The organism is Pseudomonas sp. TE3552 (assembly GCF_056278945.1).
In genome coordinates this window covers 2,915,095-2,935,639 of sequence record NZ_JBWBQJ010000001.1, presented here as the reverse complement: position 1 = coordinate 2,935,639, position 20,545 = coordinate 2,915,095, and the positions used below count along the sequence as shown (strand labels likewise).

Genomic DNA, 20,545 nt, shown 5'->3' with positions numbered 1-20,545 from the left:
CACCCTCAATTTGAGGGTGTCGGCAAACCGGGTCGGGTTGCAGCTATCGACCGGATTTGCAGGGATAAGGTTCACCACCCTTGAATCTTAGACGCCGCGCAAAAAAATACCCCGGAATTATCCGGGGCACGTATTGAGCGCTGTACACCCGTGCCTGACTGATGTCGAGGCGGGTGCCGGCTCAGCGAGGGCAGAACACACGCAGCCGATGGTTATCCGGGTCAAGCGCGACGAAGGTGCGACCGAAGTCGAGCTCTGTCGGCGCTTGCACCATGGTCAACCCCAGAGCGCTCCACTCGGCAAACTGTGCATCGACCTGTTCGGCGGACTCCGCCGGGAACGCCAGCTCGGTGCCGCCGCCCGTTACATCCACGGCAGGCTCAGCCGTATGCCGTGACCAGAGCCCCAGCTTGTAGCCGCCATCCAGAATAAACAGCGCGAAAGTCGGCGACTCTTCCACGGGCTTGCGCTGCAGCAGAAACTCATAGAACCGTGCACTGACGGCGGGGTTTTCCACGAAAAGCAAAATAAAACGGGGAGTGATCATAGGGCTGCTCCATTTCAAGGTGGACGCAGCATAAAAGCAGGCAGTGTCAGTTTCTGTCAGGAGTGTGAAAGGGCGGGGCAACACTTGCGACGTCAGCCAGACGGAATGGGCTGACGCCTTCGCGGGCAAGCCTCGGTGGATTGCCCCTCGACGGTCACTTCGACCTGCCCGTCGATGACCACGGCGGTGGCCCGTCTGTCCGGGTAACTCCAATAGCGATGGAATTTTTTTCCAGGCCTGTCGCTCTGCTGAGGTAGAACCTGCCGAAGCGTCCTGCAGCGAGCATCAGGTAAGCCATGAACAAGAACCTGGACGATTACAACCGCATGCGCGACTTCGCGGCGAGCCCTGAGCCGGCCGCCGCCAAACGCTCGGGCAAAAAAACGGCGAGCGCCCATGCCTTGCAGTTCTGTATTCAGAAACATGACGCCTCGCACCTGCACTATGACTTTCGCCTGGAGCTCGATGGCACGCTGAAGAGTTGGGCCGTGCCCAAGGGGCCGTCGCTGGACCCCAAGGTCAAACGCCTGGCGATCCACGTCGAAGACCATCCGCTGGAGTACGCCACGTTCGAAGGCACCATTCCCGAAGGGCATTACGGTGCCGGCGACGTGATCGTCTGGGACCGTGGGGTGTGGATTCCCCAGGACGATCCGGCCAAGGCGTACGCCAAGGGTCGGCTGAAATTCGAGCTGCAAGGGGAGAAACTCGGCGGCCTGTGGAACCTCGTGCGCACGCACATGCCGGGCAAGCAGGAGCAATGGTTTCTGATCAAGCATCAAGACAGCGCGGCCAAGCCCGAAAGTGATTACGACGTGGTCGCGGCCCAACCCGACAGTGTGCTCAGTGACCGCACCATCGTGGAAAAAAAGCACGCCGCTGAAAAACCCAAGCCGATCAAAAAGCCAGCAGCGAGGGCGCGTAAAGAGAAGTCGACACCCCTGACGGGCGCTCGCAAAGCCAAACTGCCGGAACTGCTCAAACCCGAGCTGGCGACACTGGTCGAATCCGCGCCGGACGGCAAATGGAGCTATGAGATCAAGTTCGACGGCTACCGGGTCATGGCGCGCATCGACCACGGCGACGTCAAACTCTTCACCCGCAACGGTCATGACTGGACCCATAAGTTGCCAGGACAAGCCAAGGCTATAGCCGCGCTGGGGCTGGAATCGGCCTGGCTCGACGGCGAAATGGTGGTGGCCAACGAGCAGGGCGTTCCGGATTTCCAGGCGCTGCAAAATGCGTTCGATGCCGGGCGAAGTGGCAGCATCGTTTACTACCTGTTCGATTTGCCCTACCTCAATGGCGTAGACCTGCGCGAGGTGCCCGTCGAAGAGCGCAGGGCGGCGCTGGCGACCGTGCTCAAGCTCAATGAAAACCCGCTGCTACGGTTCTCCGATGCGTTCAGCGAATCCCCAGAGGCCTTGCTCAACAGCGCCTGCGAAATGCAGATGGAAGGGTTGATCGGCAAGCGCCTGGGTTCGCCTTATGTGTCCCGGCGCACCAGTGACTGGATCAAACTCAAGTGCAAGCATCGGCAGGAATTCGTCGTGGTCGGCTTCACCGACCCCAAAGGTGCGCGCAGTGCGTTTGGCGCGCTGCTGCTGGGGTTGCATGACCGCGACAGCGGTGAGTTGCGCTATGCCGGCAAGGTCGGCACCGGGTTCAACGAAGCGACCCTCAAGCGCCTTTACGAACAACTCAAACCGTTGCAGACGAAAAAGCCGTCGGTGGTCAATCCGCCTACCGGTTTCGAAGCCAAAGGTGTGCATTGGCTCAAACCCACTTTGTTGGCGGAAGTGGCCTTTGCCGAAATGACCAAGGAAGGCTCGGTGCGCCACGCCGTGTTCCATGGGCTGCGTGACGACAAGCCTGCCGCGGACATCACCGAGGAGCGTCCGAAGACTGTGAAAACATCAGCCTCTGAAAAGAAAACCGCCCAAGCTGCCCCCGCGCCGTCACAAGTCGACCTGGGGCCGGGCAAGGTGCGCATCACGCACCCAGACCGGGTGATCGACGCCAGCAGCGGCACCACCAAGCTGCAACTGGCGGAGTATTACGCCAGCGTCGCCGAATGGATTCTGCCGCAGCTCAAGGACCGCCCGGTGGCGCTGGTGCGTGCGCCGGACGGCATCGCTGGCGAGTTGTTCTTTCAGAAGAACGCAGAGAACCTGGCCATTCCCGGGATTATTGCCCTGGACAAGGCACTGACGGGCCAACCGATCATGATCATCAACAATGCCAAAGCCCTGATCGGCGCGGTGCAGATGAGCACGGTGGAACTGCACACCTGGAACGCCACGTCAGTCGATCTGGACAACCCCGACCGCTTTGTCCTCGACCTCGACCCGGACCCGGCGCTGCCCTGGAAGCGTATGGTCGAAGCGACCCAACTGACCCTCACGGTGCTGGATGAACTGGGGCTCAAGGCATTTCTCAAAACCAGCGGCGGCAAGGGGATTCACCTGATCGTACCGCTGACCCGCAAACACGGCTGGGACGAGGTCAAGGACTTCAGCCACGCGATCGTCCGTCACATGGCCAAGCTGTTGCCGGACCGTTTTTCCGCGGTGTCGGGGCCGAAAAACCGCGTCGGGCGCATTTTCATCGATTACCTGCGCAACGGTCTGGGCGCCACCACCATTTGCGCGTACGCCGTGCGCAGCCGCGAAGGGCTGCCGGTGTCGGTGCCGATCTTTCGCGAGGAGGTGGCCGAGCTCAAGGGCGGCAATCAGTGGAACCTGCACACCGTGCATGAACGCCTGGCCGAGGTGGGCGATGAACCTTGGGCCGACCTGAAGAAAACCCGGCAGACGATTACCGCCGAAATGCGCCGGCGGGTCGGGATGAAAAAGTAGTGACACAAGGGGAAGGCGGCGAAGGGCACTCGCCGCCTCGACAACTATTGCTTGCCGACCGCGGCGGCCAGCAACGGCGCCACCTGTTCATCGGTCAATACTGCGTGCACTTCCATGTTCATGAGATCGCTCCATTCCAGCACCCACTTTTGTATCAACACTGGATCACTGGCTTCTGCAATGCCAAAACCGCTGGAGCCACCGACGGCATGCCAGCGTCCCAGCATGCTGACGCCTGCGGGTGGGGCGCCACCGGTCTTGAGAAAACGTTCGATCGCGCTGTTACGGTTTTGCGAACTGATGGACCACCTGACCATGAATAACATCTGCCACCTCCTGCTACGGATTGGCACCTTTGATCTGCGCGCACCTGGGGCTGGCGCCGGGGCCACGGTCGCTTGTGTTTGCAACTCCAGCCTGCCTGGCCTGAAACCTTTTTCTCCCATGAGAAGGCATAGCAGCGGAGTGCGTTGCACGTACGACCGCTGATCCTCTTTCAGGGCATTTGAAACGAACATATCGGGATAACGAGTCAAACCATCAGGCATCACGCAACAAGTCGTTGGCATTGAGCAGTTCGTAGGCAATCTCCGGACGCTTTTCCAGCCCCCGGCGAATCGCCGCCGGGATCGACTGACGGGTTTTGCGGCACAGCCCCGGCAGTTCGCCCAAAGTGATGTTGATGCCGCGCATGGTGCGCACTTCATTGAAGCCCGGGGCGATCTCGACGCGCAGCCCCAACTGCTCGTACATCCGCCGTTGCAGACGCTCCAGATCACTTAGGCTCTGGAGGTTTTCCAGGCGTTCGACCAGGCGCTTTTCCTCCGACCGGGTCAGGCTGAGGATGCGCAGATCCGCGCCGGGGGTTTCCAGCAGTGGCTCACGCTCGCAGATGCAGGCACCGGGCGGGCAGGGTTGGCGGATCGGAAGAGAGGTCGTCATGGGGTTCAATCATAGAGCGCGATGATCGGGTTTGCCCATGGGGTGCTTGTACCTTCGGGCGCAATGTTTTCCCGATCGATCTTTCGGGATGCGACTTATGTGTTTTTGGTATCAGTTCTATCCGACTTGTGCTGTTTATCTATCAATAGCCGGAGGGTAATTTGTAGCTCTGCGATTTCAAATCGAGAGCCATCCATGACCCCGCATCTCATCCGCAAGTGCATGCCCGCAACCGCCAGGGCAGGCACCCTGTGTTTCGCTCTGTTTAGCTGTGCAGTCGTGAGTGCGAGCGATCGCAGTCCGCTGATCATCAAGGATCAGGGAAGCCTGATTGCCGGCGGTGGGCAGATCACTCAGCCGGGTACTTTTGATCCCTACAAACCTGCCACGCCCGATGGCCAGACCTACCACGGCGACCATGTGTATGCGTTCTACCAGATTCCGGTCGACGCTCGCCCGCTTCCGATCGTCATGTGGCATGGCGCGGGGCAGTCCGCGAAGTCCTGGGAGACAACGGCCGACGGGCGTGAAGGGTTCCAGAACATCTTCCTGCGACGCGGCTTTTCCACTTATCTGATCGACCAGCCGCGCCGTGGCGATGCGGGACGCAGCCTGGTGGAAACGACAATAAAGCCGGTTGCGGACGAGCAGATGTGGTTTAACCAGTTCCGCATCGGTCTGTGGCCAGACACCTTCGAGGGCAGCCAGTTTCCGCGTGGGCAGGAAGCGCTGGAGCAATTCTTCCGTTCGATGACACCCAACACCGGTCCTTACGACATTGAGGTGGTATCCAATGGCGTATCCGCGCTGCTGGAAAAGACTGGCCCCGCCATCCTGTTCACCCATTCGCAGGGGGGCGGGCCTGGTTGGTTGACTGCGATCAAGAACCGCAACGTGCGGGCTATCGTGGCGTTCGAGCCGGGCAGCAGCTTCGTGTTTCCAGAGGACGAGGTGCCCGCGCCGATTCCCAGCGCGTTCGACACGCTCTCGGCACATGTCGTATCGAAGGCGCAGTTCGAAGCGCTGACCCGCATCCCCATCCTCATCTTCTATGGCGACAACATCCCCGCCCAACCGGTTCGTTTGCCTGCACAGGACAGTTGGCGTGCCCGGCTTGAGATGGCGCGGTTATGGCGCGATACCGTGAACCGGCATGGCGGCGACGTAAGGCTGATTCACCTGCCGGAGATCGGGATCAAGGGCAATTCCCACTTCCCATTCTCGGACCTCAACAACGTCGAGATCGCGGATCTGGTTTCGAAGTTTCTCGCAGAGAAAGATCTGGATTGACTATGAGCACGGCAATGGCTGCCGTGCCCTTGAGAAATGGCAGGAGTATTCATATGACGCGAACCACGATAAAGGCCACCCTGCTGGCGGCCATGATCGGGCTATCGGGCACCGAGGTCGAGTCCTCGGACTACAAGCAGAATCCGTTCACATTGGCCTACGATGGCGCGATCACGAAGAACGAGCCGGGCAAGGTCAACATCCATCCGGTCACGTACCAACTCAACGGCCTGGACATTGCCGCCAACGTTTACACCCCGGCGAACTTTGACTCGGGGAAGAAATATCCCGCGGTCGTGGTGGCGCATCCCAATGGCGGGGTGAAGGAACAGGTCGCAGGCCTGTACGCCCAGCGCCTGGCAGATCAGGGCTACATTACGATCACTGCGGATGCGGCGTATCAGGGCGGCAGTGGCGGTCTGCCGCGCAATGTGGACAAGCCCGCGTATCGCATCGAGGACATCCATGGAATGGCGGACTTCATTGCCCGCTACCCAGGTGTCGATAGTGCGCGTTTGGGCTTGCTCGGCCTCTGCGGTGGGGGCGGCTATTCATTGAAGGCGGCGCAAACCGACAAGCGTTTCCAATCGATCGCGACCCTGAGCATGTTCAACTCCGGCCTGGTTCGCCGCAATGGCTACAAGGACTCGCAATTGTCCACGGTACAGGAACGCTTACGGCAGGCTTCGGCTGCCCGCGCCCAGGAAGCGGCGGGCGGGGAAATTCTCTATGCCGGGGATGCCAATCTGACAGATGAGCAGATCGCCAAATTGCCGTTCGATCTGTATCGACAGGGTTACGAGTATTACTGGAAGACGCACGCGCACCCCAACTCGACCTTCAAGTACACCATGAGCAGTTTGCTGGACCTGATGAGTTTCGACGCCACGGATCAGATCGAACTGATCGACAAACCGTTGCTGATGATCGCGGGCAGTAAAGCCGACAGCCTGTACATGTCGGAGCAAGCCTTTGCCAAGGCCACCGGTACGAAGGACAAGGAGTTGTTCAAGATCGATGGCGCAACCCATATCGAAACCTATTGGGTGCCTGAGTATGTGGACGCCGCTGTGGGCAAGTTGACGGCGTTCTACGCCAGAACGCTTTGACTTTATGGACCTGTCATCATGAACAAGACCCTTTTGGGGATCGCGGTATGCGCCGCGACGCCTTTCGCCAGCGCGGCAGAGCAACCTGACAATGCCAGAGAGTCCCTGGCCACCCAGCAGATCAGCCGCGCAGGCACCCAGGCTTCGGCGACGGGCCCGGCGGATTACTTTTCCGGACGGGTGCGCGTCGATCCCTTGTTTCCCGTCAGTAGCCAGATTAATGCGTCCGGCGCCTACGTAACGTTCGAGCCGGGCTCGCGCTCGGCCTGGCACACCCATCCCGCCGGGCAGCGATTGGTGGTGATTTCCGGCATGGGCCTGACGCAGGAATGGGGTAAACCCGTGCAGGAAATCCACCCGGGAGACGTGGTCGTCTGCCCACCAGGCGTCAAGCACTGGCACGGTGCCGCACCGACGAGCGCCATGACCCACCTGGCCATAACTGGCGCGGTGGATGGCAAGAGCGTGCAATGGCTGGAGAAAGTCACCGATGACCAATACGGTCTGGTGGAACCGCAGGCGATGTCCGCCGAATATCCTGTTTCCGAGGTGCTGTCTGCCAAACAGCAGGCGATCCCGTTGATTGCGGCCGCCATGGCCACGAGCAATATGCCCAGGCTCAATGCGGCCTTGAACCAAGGGCTGGAGGTGGGTATGACCGTCAGCGAGGCCAAGGAAATCCTGGTGCAGCTCTACGCCTACGCCGGCTTTCCGCGCAGTCTCAACGCGCTAGGCGAGCTGATGAAAGTGGTGGAGGCACGCAAGCAACGCGGCGTCCACGATGCGCCAGGGCGTGAGCCCGGTCGCGTCATTCCCACCGGCAGCGAACTGTTGGCGGTGGGCAAGGCCAACCAGACCCGCATCGCGGGTGCGCCGGTCCAGGGACCGCTGTTCGACTTCGCACCCACCATCAACCAGTACCTGCAGGCGCATTTGTTCGGCGATATCTTCGAGCGCGACAACCTGGACTGGCAAAGCCGTGAGTTGGCCACCGTCGCCGCGCTGGCCGCCACGCCCGGTGTGGAGCCGCAATTGCGCTCGCACTTGGCCGCCAGCCTGAGGGTCGGTCTGAGCGCTGCGCAATTGCGTCAACTGGAACGGGTGTTGGCCGAAAACGGCGATGCCGATGCCGCCAAGCGTGCCGGCGAGGCGTTGGACAAACATCTGGCCGGACGACCATGAGTTAATGCCAATCAGTTGAACAAACCGCAGCCCCCGTGGGAGCGCAGTGTTAACGACCCGACGAGTACACAGGCAAATCAGCCCGAGTAGCGCAGGGTATCGCGCAACAACGTAAACGCGGGTGAACTCTGGCGCCGGCTGGGGTAGTAAAGGTGATATCCCGAGAACGGTTCGCACCAATCCGCAAGCACGCGAACCAACCGACCCTGGGCGACATGTGTCTGCACCAGGTCTTCTGGCATATAGGCCAGCCCCAGCCCCTTGAGGGCGGCATCCAGGCGCAGGGCGATGTTGTTGAACACCAGTTGGCCCTCGACGCGCACTTTCAGTTCTTGCCCCTTCTTCTCGAACTCCCAGGGGAAGATGCCGCCGTAAGTCGGCATGCGCAGGGTGATGCAGTTGTGCTGCATGAGATCGTTCGGGATTTTTGGTTTCGGATGCCGGCTGAAATACTCCGGGGAGCCGACAACCGCCATGCGCATGTCGGGGCCGATGCGCACCGCGATCATGTCCTTGGCGACTTGCTCACCCAGCCGGACACCGGCATCGAAGCCTTCCGCCACGATATCGGTCAGACCGTAGTCCACAATGATCTCGATGTTGAGATCGGGATTGTCGGGCAGCAGCTTCACGAGTACCGGTTGCAGGATCGTGATCGCACTATGCTCGCCGGCTGTAATGCGCAGTTTGCCTGCCGGCTTGTCGCGGAACTCGCTGAGCATTGCCAGCTCGTTGTTTATTTCTTCGAACCTGGGGGAGACCACCCGCAGCAGATGTTCACCTGCTTGCGTGGGGGACACGCTTCGAGTGGTGCGCGACAGCAACCGGACACCCAGCCGCTCCTCCAACTGACGCATGGCCCGGCTCAATGCGGGTTGCGACATGCCGAGCTTGGCGGCGGCGCGGGTGAAGCTACGCTCCTGCGCCACGGCCGCGAAAATCGCGAGTTGATCGTAGCTTTCAGCGGTCATTTATACGCCCCAGTTATGAACCGCTTGCGATTATGCCAGCTATTGCGATCAATCCTTCAGCTCTGATCAGATCATGACGCCACGGGTCGCTTTAAGAAGTAGTGTAATGCGTACTGCAATGCCGTTCACTTAAGAGAATCTTGAGTCAGAGCGCTTATCAACTACCCACTCAAAGGATGAGCACATGAGCCGCGCCGGTCATATCTGCCTGATGGCGACCTATAACAAATGGATGAACGCAAAGATCTATGAGGCGGCCATGTGCCTGTCCGATGATGAGCTCTCAGCTGATAGAAAAGCATTCTTCAAGTCTATTCTCGGGACGCTAAACCACGTAGCGGCCGGAGACACCGTATGGCTGAAGCGATTCGCCAGGCATCCTGCGAACCACTCGGCGCTGGAGCCGGTGAGGCAACTTTCTGATCCGAAAGGTCTCGACCAATTGTTGTTTTCTACTATTGGAGAGCTGTCCTTACATCGAGAAAAACTTGATCAGATAATCATCGAATGGGCTCACGCTATTACAGAGTCCGACCTAGAGCACACCCTCCATTACGCCAGCTCGAAGGGCGTAGTGTCCGACAAGGATTTTTACAGCCTGGTCATGCATTTCTTCAACCATCAGACCCATCACCGCGGCCAGGTGACTACGCTGCTTTCACAGGCGGGTGTCGACGTAGGTGATACAGATTTAGTCGTCCTCATCCCATCCCGATCCTGATTCACCGCCAAAAAGGGCAGTTCGGTTCGGATTGCACTCATTGCATCGCTATTGCCCTGGCTTAATCCACAATGAACAGCTTCGCACCGGTGGTGGTGAACGAGCGATGCCCCTCGGCGTCGTTGCCCACCTGATAACTCATCCCCGGGGTCAGGGTGAACTGGCGACCATCCTCCAGTTCCGTGTGCAACTCGCCTTCCAGGCACAACAGGATATGGCCTCTCCAGCACCAGTGATCGGCCAGATAGCCGGGACTGTATTCAACCATTCGCACCCGGGTTGAACCAAACTGGCAGGTCCGCCAGTAGGCAGTACCCGTCTGTCCGGCATGCTTGACCGATTCGACAGTCGACCAATCGGTGGTACCAAAGGGAATTGCCGTCAGATCCATCGTTGCCTCGTCGATAAAAGAGCGTCTGTGGACCCTACCTGCGCAGTAGTCCTTTCGATAGACACAGATAACCCGCATTTACAGGATACAGGCGCGGCCAGTTGCCGAAATGGCACGGTTGCCTGCGCTGCTAGAATGCATGTCTCAGTCACCATTTCGGAGAACCAAAATGGTCAGCAAAAACACGATTTGTCTCTGGTACGACGGCACTGCACTGGACGCTGCGAAGTTCTACACCGAGACGTTCCCGGACAGCGCGGTGGGCGCTATCCTTCGCGCGCCTGGCGACTATCCGGCGGGCAAGGAGGGCGATGTCTTGACGGTCGAATTCACCGTGATGGGCATCCCTTGTCTCGGGCTGAACGGCGGGCCGGGGTTCAAGCACAGTGAGGCTTTCTCGTTCCAGGTCGCGACCGACGATCAAGCCGAAACCGACCGCTTGTGGAATGCGATTGTCGGAAACGGCGGCCAGGAAAGCGCTTGCGGCTGGTGCAAGGACAAGTGGGGCCTGTCATGGCAGATCACGCCTCGCGCCCTGACAGCCGCGATAACCCATCCCGATCGAGCGGTGGCCAAGCGCGCATTCGAAGCCATGATGCAGATGAGAAAAATCGACATCGCTGCGATCGAAGCGGCGCTTGAGCGTTAATCAGGGCTGCTTGGGGCGGGGCGCTTCTGCGAAGCACAAAACATCAGATCAATGGCAGCCTGCCTGCGAGGGATCGCAAGAGGTTGCCTAATTGATCTGCACAATGACCGGACCTTCCGTGACGACCGGCGGCTTCGCATTGATGTTCCGGGCGTTTTTCTGAATCCAGTCGCGAGCGACTTTCAAGCTCTCATCGGTACCGGCCTTGTCCGCGCAAACAGTTATCGATGTACCGCCATCACCCGTATTCAGCAGGGTATAGCTTACGAGGCCAGGCACTTTGCGAAGAGTCGCTTCGACGTCGGCGTTGCGTTCTTCCAGAAGCTCAAATAGCTGCTTTGCTTCAGGACCCAGGTAGGTTCTTATGACCGCATACATAGTTGTCTCCTTTGTGAATTACGCCAATCCAGATCCGCGGATGGCCGTAATCACTTAGGTTTCAGTTCACTCCCGATTTATTCAGCTTAGCCAAGCGCCGGCGACAAGCGGAGATGCAACGACCATCGGCAGCGATTGGGGGGCTGGCGGGTTAATTGCACGGACTTGCCCACCCATTTGCATTCGACCTGACCAGTCATTTGCATCGGATTTGACCAGCACGATTCGTGGGCATGACCGGTAGAGAACGACCCACAACGGACGGTCAGCGATTACCGGCTTCATGAGCGAGTTACAGTTGGTCTGTCGACGGAGGGATGGCAAACAGATGCTCGGCAGCAAAGTCCACGAATACGCGGATCTTCGGTGAAAGATGGCGACTGGACGGCCACAACGCCCAGAACTGCCCTTGATCTTCGCTGTGGCCGTCGAGCACCGTTTCCAGGTGCCCCTGGGCGATAGCTTCGCGGGCCAGGAAGTCCGGGACAAATGCGATACCGTGCCCATCCACCACGGCCATCAGCATGGCTTCCATGTTGTTCAATGTCAGGGCGGTTGGCAGGCGTAACTGCGTGAACTGGGGGGCCGAAGACATACTCCAGTCCATTATTTTACCCGTCGTGACAAATCGGTAACGCAAGCACTCGTGATGCTCCAGGTCACTGACAGTGACGGGCCGTCCTTTACGCTGCAAATAGTCAGGCGATGCGCACAGGACAAACTTAAAAGGCCCCAGCTTGCGTGCCATCAGCTTGGAGTCGGCCTGGCCGCCGCTGCGAATCACTACGTCAAAGCCTTCATCGATCACATCCACCAACTGGTCGTTGAAGTCCAGTTCCAGCTCAATCTCCGGATAGGTTTTGCGGAACCGCGCCATATGGGGCAAGAGAAAGCGATAACCGATGGTGGGCAAGCTGACGCGTAATTTTCCACGGGGTTCCTGTGTGGCATGGGAAAGCATTGCCCGGGCATCTTGAAGATCGTCGAGGATCTTGCGGCAGCGTTCATAGAACAACTGTCCCTCCGCGGTCAGGCTGACTTTGCGGGTGCTGCGGTGCAATAACCGCACATTCAGCGAAGCCTCAAGTTTGGCGACGTTTTTGCCCACGGCCGAGGCAGAAATCCCCAACGCCCTGGCAGCGTTGATGAAACTGAGCGCCTCGGCGGTTTTTACGAATGAGATCACTCCACTAAGACTGTCCACAACTCAATTACATCCTTTTGGTTCGCTATAAGTGGAATAGAAGCCCGTTTATCTTCGATTGTATCCTAACTAGAGTGTACGAACGATCGCGCGCCTCGGCCTGGACAGCACGGATACTTCATCGATATGCAGGGAGTCACCTAATGAACTCAGCTACCGAACCGCTGCCGGCCCATGGCCGGCACTCCATCTTGGCTGCAATTTGCCTGGCTGCCTTGGTATTGCCCATGAGCTTTACCGGCGGGGCAGTGGCTACGCCGTTCATTGGTCAAACTTTTGATGCCCTGCCCACGGAACTGGCCTGGATCACCAATGCCTTCATGCTTAGCTTCGGCAGCCTACTGATGGCCGCCGGTACCCTCGCTGACCTCTACGGACGCAAGCGCCTGTTCATGTGCGGCATGGCGTTGTTTGCATTGGTGTCGACCCTGTTGGCGGTGGTTCCCGATATTTTCTGGCTGGACCTGTTGCGCGGCGTGCAGGGCATTGCCGCGGCGGCAGCCCTGGCCAGCGGATCGGCGGCATTGGCACAGGAGTTTGATGGGCATGCCAGGACGCGTGCTTTCAGCCTTCTGGGCACCACTTTCGGGGTTGGCCTGGCCTTCGGTCCGTTGTTATCGGGGTTGCTGATCGAGTACATGGGCTGGCGCGCAGTTTTCCTTTTCACGGCCCTGCTCGCCATCCTTTCCTTGATCTTTGCCCTGCCGAAAATGCGCGAAAGCCGCGACCCGCAAGCACAGCGTCTGGATACGCCCGGCGTGCTGACGTTTTCCGGCCTGTTGATCACCTTCACCACGGCGGTGATCCTCGCACCTGAGCAAGGCTGGGGCTCGCCGGTCATCCATGCACTGCTTGGAACGTCGGCGGTCTTTTTGCTGCTGTTTATCATTGTTGAGAATCGGGCGAAACATCCGATGCTGGAACTGGGGCTATTTCTGTTTCCGCGCTTTGTAGGTGTACAGATCCTGCCGATCGGCACCTGCTATTGCTACATCGTCTTGATCGTATTGCTGCCGTTTCGGTTTATCGGCGTGGAAGGGGCCAGTGCCTTTGAAGCGGGGCTGATGATGTTGGCACTCTCTGCCCCGATGCTGATTGTCCCGATCATTGCCGCGTCACTGACTCGCTGGTTGTCGGCGGGCGTACTCTGCGCAATCGGCTTCGTGATCGCAGCGGCCGGGCTCTACTGGCTGAGTACGATCCCGGTCGGCACGCACGCGCACATCATCGCGGCCATGCTGCTGACCGGTATCGGTACAGGCCTGCCCTGGGGCTTGATGGATGGTTTGTCGATCAGTGTGATCCCCAAGGAACGGGCGGGGATGGCCGCCGGTATTTTCAACACGACGCGAGTGGCCAGCGAAGGTGTCGCCCTGGCAATCACTGTTGCGGTGCTGACGGCCCTGGTCGCACACCATCTGAGCATCAGTACCTCGGTCAAACTGTCCGCCGTTGACTATTCAACTATCGCGCAACGCCTGGTGATGGGTGATATCCAGCACGCGAGCACCGACGCCAGCCAAATCCCGCTGACGGTGCTGCGCTCGGCTTATACCTCAGGGTTCAACACCTTGTTGCAACTGCTGGCGATGTTCACGCTGTTCACTGCCGCCGTGGTCTTTCTATTCCTGGGACGCCAAAGCGAAGTCGGCACTGAATCCACGCCCGATGTCGTCCATCTCTCATCGGATACCTGAAAGCCGCTTTGGAGCCATGCCTGATGTCGCCCAACACACACTTTACGCCGCTGATTCTAGCGGGTATTGGCCGATTACTGCCTGTCACGAAGGACTGAACACGACCCAAAACTGCCGGTGGCGATAGATAGTCAAAAACGGCCAAGTGCGGACTGACATACGGATTCCGTCCATTTGCGGGAACCAATGGGCACTCCGTAACAACCGCTGAACCTAACGACTTTCGTAGAGAGGTTGCCGATGCAGGACACACCAACCATGTATGGTACCCACACGCTACGGAGAACCAAGGTATCGCTAATCTATCGCAGGACGAAGAACCTGAGAGCAGTGCGACTCCTGCTTGGCCGTACGAAGCTTGAATGTACTGTCAGATACCTGGGGATCGAGGTCGGCCAATGCCCCATATGACCAGAAGGAAGGATTTGTTCAAGCATTGCTTGGCGAGGCACCAATCGCTGCAGATCTTCCATCGTGACGTTCCAGCTTTCCAGGCGTCTACAACTTTGTAGCCAAGGTTGGCTCTCATCCTGGAAGAGGGAGAACTTTTATGATCATCAAACCGCGCGTTCGCGGCTTTGTCTGTGTGACTACCCACCCCACTGGCTGCGAAGCCAACGTCAAGAATCAGATCGATTACGTTACTACGAAAGGATTGATCACCGGAGGGCCAAAGAGCGTACTCGTGATCGGTGCATCGACCGGATACGGACTTGCTGCGCGGATAACGGCAGCTTTTGGTTGTGGCGCCAGCACTCTCGGTGTGTTTTTCGAACGTGAAGGCGATGAGGGCAAGCTCGGCACCGCCGGCTGGTACAACACAGCGGCCTTTCACACGTTTGCCGAGTCCGACGGCCTCTACGCCAAGAGCATCAACGGCGATGCTTTTTCCGATGAGATCAAACAGAAGACTATCGACGTTATCAAGCGCGACTTCGGGAAGGTCGACCTGGTTGTTTACAGTCTTGCCGCACCGCGCCGGACACACCCCAAGACGGGTGAAGTATTCAGTTCTACCCTCAAGCCGCTCGACAAGGCCGTGACCTTGCGGGGCCTGGATACTGATAAGGAGGTGGTCAAGGACACCACGCTACAACCCGCGACCCAAAGCGAAATCGATGGCACGGTGGCCGTGATGGGCGGCGAAGATTGGCAGATGTGGATCGATGCTTTGCACGAAGCGGGTGTTCTGGCTGATGGGGCGAAAACGACCGCGTTCACTTACCTGGGCGAAAAGCTGACTCATGACATCTATTGGAACGGCTCCATTGGTGCGGCCAAGAAGGACCTGGATCAGAAAGTCCTTGGTATCCGTGAACAATTGACTGTTCTGGGGGGCGATGCGCGGGTCTCGGTATTGAAAGCGGTGGTTACTCAGGCAAGTTCAGCTATCCCGATCATGCCGCTGTACCTGTCATTGTTGTTCAAAGTCATGAAGGCGCAGGGCACACACGAGGGGTGCATCGAGCAGGTCTACGCGCTCTACAAAGAAAGCTTGTACGGTCATTCTCCAGTGATGGATGAAGAGGGCCGCCTGCGCGCGGACTACAAGGAGCTGGCTCCCGAAGTCCAGGACCGCGTCAAGCAACTTTGGGATCAGGTTAGCAACGATAACCTCTATGAACTAACTGACTTTGTCGGTTACAAAGCGGAGTTCCTGCGTCTCTTCGGTTTCGGGATCGAAGGGGTTGACTACGAGACTGAGGTAGATCCGGACGTCAAGATCTCCAACCTGTTCCAGGCTTAGGTCGTAAGTATGGATAGCTGCCTCGATGCCCCATGCAGAGGCAGCTGCTGCCCAAGAGGGGTTGTAACGGGATGTCCGTTTTTGGGCCGGTTGCTGCCTGTTGCATCCACCGGTTGAATCCACAACCTCTGAGCAGCGGTTCGACCTAAGCAAGAACTGACTGATAGAGTTGAGTACTCCCAGGTTCCACTTCATTGATCCGGATGGCTATGAATTGGCCGTTTAGCGACAGCACAGGCAACCGCTGATCAGCGGTTGATCGGGGTCGCTTTCGAGAAATGTAACCATGACTTCCATCCCCGTTCGGGGGGGCGTAATTTCACAACTCCAATTGGAGGTCCCCCTCAGCCAACAACAACTCTTGTCGTCAAATCTACCTTCGCGGTCCCAAGGGAACTTGACCTTGACCCTTCCGAGGCGCCTATCACTCTGGATCTCCTCGTCTTCCAGAGCGATGACCACAGCGGTGTGGTTGCTTGGTACCTGAGGTTTCTTGTGAGCCAAAGGCGGACGGTAGGACACGTCCCACGGAAGAACGATAAAGCGGTTGCGGTAACCCTGATGAAAGTCATCCTCGTTGTCTGTGTTGCCACTGGCGACGTTCTCGCTCAATACCTGTGGTTGCTTGCCTTCGTGGATGACCTGAGTCAGTAACCATAGGTCGTTCCATTCCTGGCGCGGGTGGCCAGAGATCTCCAGAACATGGCCACTGACTAACCGGGTCTGGTCACCTTGCCCTTCAGCTTGACGATAAGCCGCGTGGCGGCGCTCCATAGCACGCAGACTTATCTGCTTGCCGTGCTCATGGCTTGTGAAAGGCTTCAGCTTGTTATCGTTTTCCATGCCTGGCTGTTGCTCGTTTCTCCCCAGACGTAGGTTGAAGCGCTTGATCAGTGGCTCGTTGGCCACTCTATGGCTCTCTTGTCCATAAGCAGTGGGTTGCCCAATCCTGGGAAAAGCCGCCTGGTCATCGCCAAAGACCAGCACGTGGCCTTGAGCGCTGTGTTGGAAGTGGAAGTGGATACCTTCTTCTTCGCACAAGCGCTGAATAAAGTGCAAATCCGTTTCATCGTACTGGGTACAGTAGTCACGCTCGGGGTAGGTCGACCCCAGATGAAGCCGATAAGCGTCACCCACAATCCCGTGTTCTTCCAGTATCAAGGCGACGATTTTCGGCACCGAGAACTGTTGATAGATCCTCTGGTTGATGCGGTGGCGCAAGTAGGACAGGTGCGGTACGAGGGCCAGATTGTAGCGCGTCAAACGCTGATCATTACCGCTTTGGGCGATGTGATAGACCCGTCCATGGATGCCGTTGCCCTTCGTGTCGAAGGTCAGAAAAGCCTCTACGTCGAAGAGGCTTTCGAGATCCAGGTCAGACCGCTCGCTAACAAGCTCCACGTTGAAGAGGTAAGGCCTGCTGATCGCCTCATCTCCGGTGAATGCGAGTACTTGAAAATCGTGCGCAAAACCGTCGATGGTCAAACTGAAAGGCGTCTGATTGGCTGGGCTGAACATCCACTGTTCTCTTCTTGCATAAGGTGTTGAATCGGCGCTGTCGCAGATGTCAATGTCAGGAAGCCGGGTAAGTCCAGCTCAGGGCAAGAGCTTATAACAGGCACTAACCCACTAATTTGGCGCCCCTGTATATCGGCGTTTGCGTCTTACTTTCCGGACATAAACAGCCTCAACCTGCTGCTCACAGCATGTCTGCGTATAAAACAAGGACATGCATAGAGCAACAGGTGACAAATCAAGTCAGATCACACACCACTCTTCACTTTGGTCCAGATCCGTGTGCGGATTCGCTCCAGCTTCAATGGCAGAGGCTCAAGTGGGACAAGTGTAGCAATAGTCTTTTTGTCTGGATAAATCCAGGGGTTGTCTCGCAACTTCTGTTCGACAAACTCAGCGGCATCTTTATTAGCGTTAGGGTAGAGAGTGTGGTTTGAGGTCTTGGCAATAATTTCTGGTTGCAACATATAATTAATAAACGCCATACCTTCCTTTGGGTGGGGAGCGTCTTTTAGAAGAACCAGATTTTCCGACCAGACCAGCGCTCCTTCGCGAGGAAGGCTGTAGGTAATCTTGCGTCCAGTGTTGGTCTTCTCGTTTATGGCCTGCGCAGCAAGGGCACCATTAGCCCATCCCACTACTGCACAAATGTTGCCGTCAGCCAGGTCGGCGTCAATTCGGGAGGAGTCGAAATAGAGGACGTAGGGACGGATTTTTAACAGTAGGGCTTGAGCCTTCTGGTAATCATCCGGATTCCTGCTGTTGCTGGGGAGCCCAAGGTAATGCAAAGCAATCGAAATGATCTCACTTGGAGAGTCAAGCATTGCCACACCACACGACTGGAGCTTGCTGATATTTTCTTCTTTGAAGATCAAATCCCAGCTATTCACCGGAGCATTATCACCCAATGCCGCTTTGACTTTGTCAACGTCATAGCCAATGCCGGTAGTGCCCCATAAATAGGGCACAGCGTAGCGATTACCAGGATCATTGACTGCGACCTGGGACAAGATGTCAGGATCGATATGGGACAAATTACTCAGTTGATTACGATCCAACGGCTGAAGTACTCCCGCCTGGATCAGGCTTGGCAGCACATCGGAGGTGGCCACAACCACGTCATACCCCGTGCGCCCAGCCATTACCTTGCTCTGCATGATTTCGGCGCTGTCGAAAGCATCCATATGCACTCTGGTGCCGGTTGCCTGCTCAAACTCCTTTGGGGTCTCCGGTGCGAGAAGCCCGAACCAGTTATACAGATACACCCCAGGCTCTACAGCCCCCACTGAAGTGCTCATCCCTGCACAGAGAAGCGAGGCCGAAAAAATGGTTCGCAAACGTGATTTTCTCATGCAACATCCTTGTCAAGACGATGTGCCCTCATGGCCATCGTAAGTCCTGCTAGCGAATATACCGGGCGTTACCAAATAGTAAATACCTACGAATACTTACCTCTGACCTACGAATCCCTAACCCTAAAGGGGTAGAAAATGCCGTTCGACCTTCATAGCCTGGCTTGGCACCGATCGATTGGGAAGCTGATCATGCAGTTGAACCGTCCAGAATTCTGGAGTTCACTTGTTCGTATATTAAATGAATACGTGCAAATCGATAATTGGGTTGTATTGATCTTTAGCAATCAACAAGTGCAAGTTGTTAGCCTTCCTGAGATAGCAGATGTCGAAGAGTTAGATGCGTTCACTCATCGCTATGTGAAGGGGCTTTACCTGCTGGATCCATTTTATATAGCTAATCGAGAAAACCCCCAGAGCGGTTTCTTTCATTTGCTGGATATTGCGCCGGAATACTTTCTTGAGACTGAGTATTATCATCAATATTTTGCACAATATATCTCTGTGGATGAGGCTCAGTACAATGTTCAGCTCGACGCCGATAGAACGTTATGCATTTCCGTTGGTAGCAAAGCCCGTTTTAATCAAGAGCAAATAACAATGCTTGATATTATCAAACCGTGGGTGACTGCATTAATGCATCAGCGCATGTGTTTTGAAAATGATGTAGAGAAAAATCTCACTGAGCCACCTCTATGGCCAGAAACGATTACCCAGCTTGGCACACAAATAACAACGCGCGAAAGTGATGTGCTCAGATTGTTGCTTAGTGGCTTCTCTAATAAAGAGATAGCCGGAAAGCTTTCCCTCTCGGTGGAAACGATAAAGGTTCATCGTCGCAATATTTATGCCAAATTAAATATTAAGTCACAATCCGAACTGTTTGCTCGATTTTTTATGCCAAAACAAGATATTTTCTCTACAAGTTGAAGTTGGTGTTTTAGTCAGGGTATTACCGTTAAATGGGTTCACGGCTTCAGGTACGAACCTGGCCTGACCTCTAATCCTGGCTCGGGATGAGGGCATCACGCTAATTCGCGCGGTAATCGGAGTCATGTTCCTGCAAGCATCAAATCCAGATTCTGCACTGCTGCTCCAGCTGCTCCCTTCCCAAGATTGTCAAACACCGCAGCCAACAAAACCTGCCCCGTCTCATCATTCTCAAACACCGACAGTCGCAAATCATCAGTCCCGTTAAGTGCCTGAGGATCAAGGTACGTCAGCCCTTTAGCCTCCAGCATCGACATCACCTGTACATGGCTCGCATCGACGTAGTGCTGCATCAGACACGCATGCAACTGCACCGCACTCACACCTGGCGCCAACAACCGGGTTTGCAAGGGGATGGTCAGTACGATCCCCTGCCGAAAAGCGCCATAGGCCGGCACAAACATCGGCCGCTCCGTCAGACCGCTTTGTTGCTCAATCTCCGGAATATGTTTGTGTGCCAGCCCCAGCCCATAGACCTGAAACGCCGACGCCTGTGCTGCGCCTTTTCCCTCATGTTCCTCCACACCGACACGCCCTTTCCCGGAATAACCCGACACGGCATGAATGTTCATCGGGTAATCCTTGGGCAGTAATCCCACCTCCAGTAAAGGGCGCAGCAACCCTATCGCCCCCGTTGGATAGCAACCGGGATTGCTGACCCGTCGTGCGGCGGCGATGCGTTGGCTCTGCTGCGGATTCATCTCCGCGAAACCATAGGTCCAGTCTGGATGGGTGCGGTGCGCCGAACTCGCATCGATCACCCGAACGGCGGGGTTTTCGATGGTTGCTACAGCGTCGCGCGCGGCTTGGTCGGGCAAGCAGAGAATCGCGATGTCGCAGTTATTGATGGCTTCGGTGCGACGTTGCGGATCCTTGCGATATTCGGGGCTGAGTGTGATAAGCCGCAGATCGCTCCGGTCGCGTAGGCGTTGATGGATTTGCAACCCGGTGGTGCCTTGGTCGCCATCGATGAATACAAGGGGACTTGCCATGGAATGCTCT

19 protein-coding genes and 1 pseudogene are annotated in these 20,545 nt (G+C 57.0%); 10 read left to right on the top strand and 10 right to left on the bottom strand.

Going from position 1 to position 20,545, the window contains the following annotated elements:
* Positions 1-181: 181 nt before the first annotated feature.
* Positions 182-547, bottom strand: coding sequence for a VOC family protein (locus ACZ9BB_RS12995; protein ID WP_476214126.1), 366 nt, complete (start codon positions 545-547; stop codon positions 182-184).
* Positions 548-843: 296 nt separating this feature from the next.
* On the opposite strand from ACZ9BB_RS12995, the gene ligD reads away from it, so the two are divergent.
* Positions 844-3,405: a DNA ligase D gene (gene ligD, locus ACZ9BB_RS12990; RefSeq protein WP_476214125.1), complete on the top strand. Its 2,562-nt coding sequence runs from the start codon at positions 844-846 to the stop codon at positions 3,403-3,405.
* A 44-nt stretch (positions 3,406-3,449) separates the two neighbouring features.
* Here the strand turns inward: ligD and ACZ9BB_RS12985 are convergent, their stop codons facing one another.
* The gene (locus tag ACZ9BB_RS12985) at positions 3,450-3,731 is read right to left on the bottom strand and encodes a DUF3303 domain-containing protein (RefSeq protein WP_476214124.1); all 282 of its coding nucleotides are present in this window, start codon (positions 3,729-3,731) and stop codon (positions 3,450-3,452) included.
* Between the two features lie 214 nt (positions 3,732-3,945).
* Entirely contained in the window at positions 3,946-4,347 is a 402-nt protein-coding gene (locus ACZ9BB_RS12980; RefSeq protein WP_476214123.1) for a hypothetical protein, read from the bottom strand.
* 195 nt (positions 4,348-4,542) lie between these two features.
* On the opposite strand from ACZ9BB_RS12980, the gene ACZ9BB_RS12975 reads away from it, so the two are divergent.
* The 3 genes from ACZ9BB_RS12975 to ACZ9BB_RS12965 are packed head-to-tail and all read left to right on the top strand — an operon-like array spanning position 4,543 to position 7,928.
* The gene (locus tag ACZ9BB_RS12975) at positions 4,543-5,637 is read left to right on the top strand and encodes an alpha/beta hydrolase (RefSeq protein ID WP_476214122.1); all 1,095 of its coding nucleotides are present in this window, start codon (positions 4,543-4,545) and stop codon (positions 5,635-5,637) included.
* A 53-nt stretch (positions 5,638-5,690) separates the two neighbouring features.
* Positions 5,691-6,746, top strand: coding sequence for an alpha/beta hydrolase (locus ACZ9BB_RS12970; protein ID WP_476214121.1), 1,056 nt, complete (start codon positions 5,691-5,693; stop codon positions 6,744-6,746).
* An 18-nt stretch (positions 6,747-6,764) separates the two neighbouring features.
* The gene (locus ACZ9BB_RS12965; protein ID WP_476214120.1) at positions 6,765-7,928 is read left to right on the top strand and encodes a (R)-mandelonitrile lyase; all 1,164 of its coding nucleotides are present in this window, start codon (positions 6,765-6,767) and stop codon (positions 7,926-7,928) included.
* A 77-nt stretch (positions 7,929-8,005) separates the two neighbouring features.
* Here ACZ9BB_RS12965 and ACZ9BB_RS12960 read toward each other — a convergent pair whose 3' ends face one another.
* The gene (locus tag ACZ9BB_RS12960) at positions 8,006-8,899 is read right to left on the bottom strand and encodes a LysR family transcriptional regulator (protein ID WP_476214119.1); all 894 of its coding nucleotides are present in this window, start codon (positions 8,897-8,899) and stop codon (positions 8,006-8,008) included.
* Positions 8,900-9,083: 184 nt separating this feature from the next.
* On the opposite strand from ACZ9BB_RS12960, the gene ACZ9BB_RS12955 reads away from it, so the two are divergent.
* Positions 9,084-9,620, top strand: a complete 537-nt coding sequence (locus ACZ9BB_RS12955) for a DinB family protein (RefSeq protein WP_476214118.1) — start codon at positions 9,084-9,086, stop codon at positions 9,618-9,620.
* A gap of 61 nt (positions 9,621-9,681) precedes the next feature.
* On the opposite strand, the gene ACZ9BB_RS12950 is transcribed toward ACZ9BB_RS12955, so the two are convergent.
* Entirely contained in the window at positions 9,682-10,011 is a 330-nt protein-coding gene (locus tag ACZ9BB_RS12950; RefSeq protein WP_476214117.1) for a DHCW motif cupin fold protein, read from the bottom strand.
* Positions 10,012-10,180: 169 nt separating this feature from the next.
* Between ACZ9BB_RS12950 and ACZ9BB_RS12945 the strand changes: the two genes are divergently transcribed.
* Complete coding sequence (locus ACZ9BB_RS12945) at positions 10,181-10,660, top strand: VOC family protein (protein WP_476214116.1); 480 nt, start codon at positions 10,181-10,183, stop codon at positions 10,658-10,660.
* A gap of 87 nt (positions 10,661-10,747) precedes the next feature.
* Here ACZ9BB_RS12945 and ACZ9BB_RS12940 read toward each other — a convergent pair whose 3' ends face one another.
* Positions 10,748-11,038, bottom strand: coding sequence for a hypothetical protein (locus tag ACZ9BB_RS12940; protein WP_476214115.1), 291 nt, complete (start codon positions 11,036-11,038; stop codon positions 10,748-10,750).
* Between the two features lie 292 nt (positions 11,039-11,330).
* Positions 11,331-12,242, bottom strand: coding sequence for a LysR family transcriptional regulator (locus ACZ9BB_RS12935; RefSeq protein ID WP_476214114.1), 912 nt, complete (start codon positions 12,240-12,242; stop codon positions 11,331-11,333).
* A 143-nt stretch (positions 12,243-12,385) separates the two neighbouring features.
* Between ACZ9BB_RS12935 and ACZ9BB_RS12930 the strand changes: the two genes are divergently transcribed.
* From ACZ9BB_RS12930 to fabV, 3 genes and pseudogenes are all read left to right on the top strand, one after another.
* Positions 12,386-13,939, top strand: coding sequence for an MFS transporter (locus tag ACZ9BB_RS12930; protein ID WP_476214113.1), 1,554 nt, complete (start codon positions 12,386-12,388; stop codon positions 13,937-13,939).
* Positions 13,940-14,191: 252 nt separating this feature from the next.
* A pseudogene (locus tag ACZ9BB_RS12925) lies at positions 14,192-14,350 on the top strand (integrase); the annotation flags it as partial.
* A 139-nt stretch (positions 14,351-14,489) separates the two neighbouring features.
* Positions 14,490-15,686: an enoyl-ACP reductase FabV gene (fabV, locus tag ACZ9BB_RS12920; RefSeq protein WP_476214112.1), complete on the top strand. Its 1,197-nt coding sequence runs from the start codon at positions 14,490-14,492 to the stop codon at positions 15,684-15,686.
* 222 nt (positions 15,687-15,908) lie between these two features.
* Here the strand turns inward: fabV and tssI are convergent, their stop codons facing one another.
* Both tssI and ACZ9BB_RS12910 read right to left on the bottom strand, forming a co-directional pair.
* Complete coding sequence (tssI, locus tag ACZ9BB_RS12915) at positions 15,909-17,204, bottom strand: type VI secretion system tip protein TssI/VgrG (RefSeq protein ID WP_476214111.1); 1,296 nt, start codon at positions 17,202-17,204, stop codon at positions 15,909-15,911.
* 245 nt (positions 17,205-17,449) lie between these two features.
* Positions 17,450-18,553, bottom strand: coding sequence for a polyamine ABC transporter substrate-binding protein (locus tag ACZ9BB_RS12910; protein WP_476214110.1), 1,104 nt, complete (start codon positions 18,551-18,553; stop codon positions 17,450-17,452).
* A gap of 138 nt (positions 18,554-18,691) precedes the next feature.
* Between ACZ9BB_RS12910 and ACZ9BB_RS12905 the strand changes: the two genes are divergently transcribed.
* Positions 18,692-19,483 carry a response regulator transcription factor gene (locus tag ACZ9BB_RS12905; RefSeq protein ID WP_476214109.1) on the top strand — a complete coding sequence of 264 codons (792 nt, stop codon included), beginning with the start codon at positions 18,692-18,694 and terminating at the stop codon, positions 19,481-19,483.
* 122 nt (positions 19,484-19,605) lie between these two features.
* On the opposite strand, the gene argC is transcribed toward ACZ9BB_RS12905, so the two are convergent.
* Positions 19,606-20,535 carry an N-acetyl-gamma-glutamyl-phosphate reductase gene (gene argC / locus ACZ9BB_RS12900; RefSeq protein WP_476214108.1) on the bottom strand — a complete coding sequence of 310 codons (930 nt, stop codon included), beginning with the start codon at positions 20,533-20,535 and terminating at the stop codon, positions 19,606-19,608.
* Positions 20,536-20,545 lie beyond the last annotated feature (10 nt).

Excerpts from the sequence above, each read along its gene's own strand:
- ACZ9BB_RS12995 (WP_476214126.1), bottom strand. The coding sequence starts at position 547 with ATGATCACTCCCCGTTTTATTTTGCTTTTCGTGGAAAACCCCGCCGTC.
- ligD (WP_476214125.1), top strand. The coding sequence starts at position 844 with ATGAACAAGAACCTGGACGATTACAACCGCATGCGCGACTTCGCGGCG.
- ACZ9BB_RS12985 (WP_476214124.1), bottom strand. The coding sequence starts at position 3,731 with ATGTTATTCATGGTCAGGTGGTCCATCAGTTCGCAAAACCGTAACAGC.
- ACZ9BB_RS12980 (WP_476214123.1), bottom strand. The coding sequence starts at position 4,347 with ATGACGACCTCTCTTCCGATCCGCCAACCCTGCCCGCCCGGTGCCTGC.
- ACZ9BB_RS12975 (WP_476214122.1), top strand. The coding sequence starts at position 4,543 with ATGACCCCGCATCTCATCCGCAAGTGCATGCCCGCAACCGCCAGGGCA.
- ACZ9BB_RS12970 (WP_476214121.1), top strand. The coding sequence starts at position 5,691 with ATGACGCGAACCACGATAAAGGCCACCCTGCTGGCGGCCATGATCGGG.
- ACZ9BB_RS12965 (WP_476214120.1), top strand. The coding sequence starts at position 6,765 with ATGAACAAGACCCTTTTGGGGATCGCGGTATGCGCCGCGACGCCTTTC.
- ACZ9BB_RS12960 (WP_476214119.1), bottom strand. The coding sequence starts at position 8,899 with ATGACCGCTGAAAGCTACGATCAACTCGCGATTTTCGCGGCCGTGGCG.
- ACZ9BB_RS12955 (WP_476214118.1), top strand. The coding sequence starts at position 9,084 with ATGAGCCGCGCCGGTCATATCTGCCTGATGGCGACCTATAACAAATGG.
- ACZ9BB_RS12950 (WP_476214117.1), bottom strand. The coding sequence starts at position 10,011 with ATGGATCTGACGGCAATTCCCTTTGGTACCACCGATTGGTCGACTGTC.
- ACZ9BB_RS12945 (WP_476214116.1), top strand. The coding sequence starts at position 10,181 with ATGGTCAGCAAAAACACGATTTGTCTCTGGTACGACGGCACTGCACTG.
- ACZ9BB_RS12940 (WP_476214115.1), bottom strand. The coding sequence starts at position 11,038 with ATGTATGCGGTCATAAGAACCTACCTGGGTCCTGAAGCAAAGCAGCTA.
- ACZ9BB_RS12930 (WP_476214113.1), top strand. The coding sequence starts at position 12,386 with ATGAACTCAGCTACCGAACCGCTGCCGGCCCATGGCCGGCACTCCATC.
- fabV (WP_476214112.1), top strand. The coding sequence starts at position 14,490 with ATGATCATCAAACCGCGCGTTCGCGGCTTTGTCTGTGTGACTACCCAC.
- tssI (WP_476214111.1), bottom strand. The coding sequence starts at position 17,204 with ATGTTCAGCCCAGCCAATCAGACGCCTTTCAGTTTGACCATCGACGGT.
- ACZ9BB_RS12910 (WP_476214110.1), bottom strand. The coding sequence starts at position 18,553 with ATGAGAAAATCACGTTTGCGAACCATTTTTTCGGCCTCGCTTCTCTGT.
- ACZ9BB_RS12905 (WP_476214109.1), top strand. The coding sequence starts at position 18,692 with ATGCCGTTCGACCTTCATAGCCTGGCTTGGCACCGATCGATTGGGAAG.
- argC (WP_476214108.1), bottom strand. The coding sequence starts at position 20,535 with ATGGCAAGTCCCCTTGTATTCATCGATGGCGACCAAGGCACCACCGGG.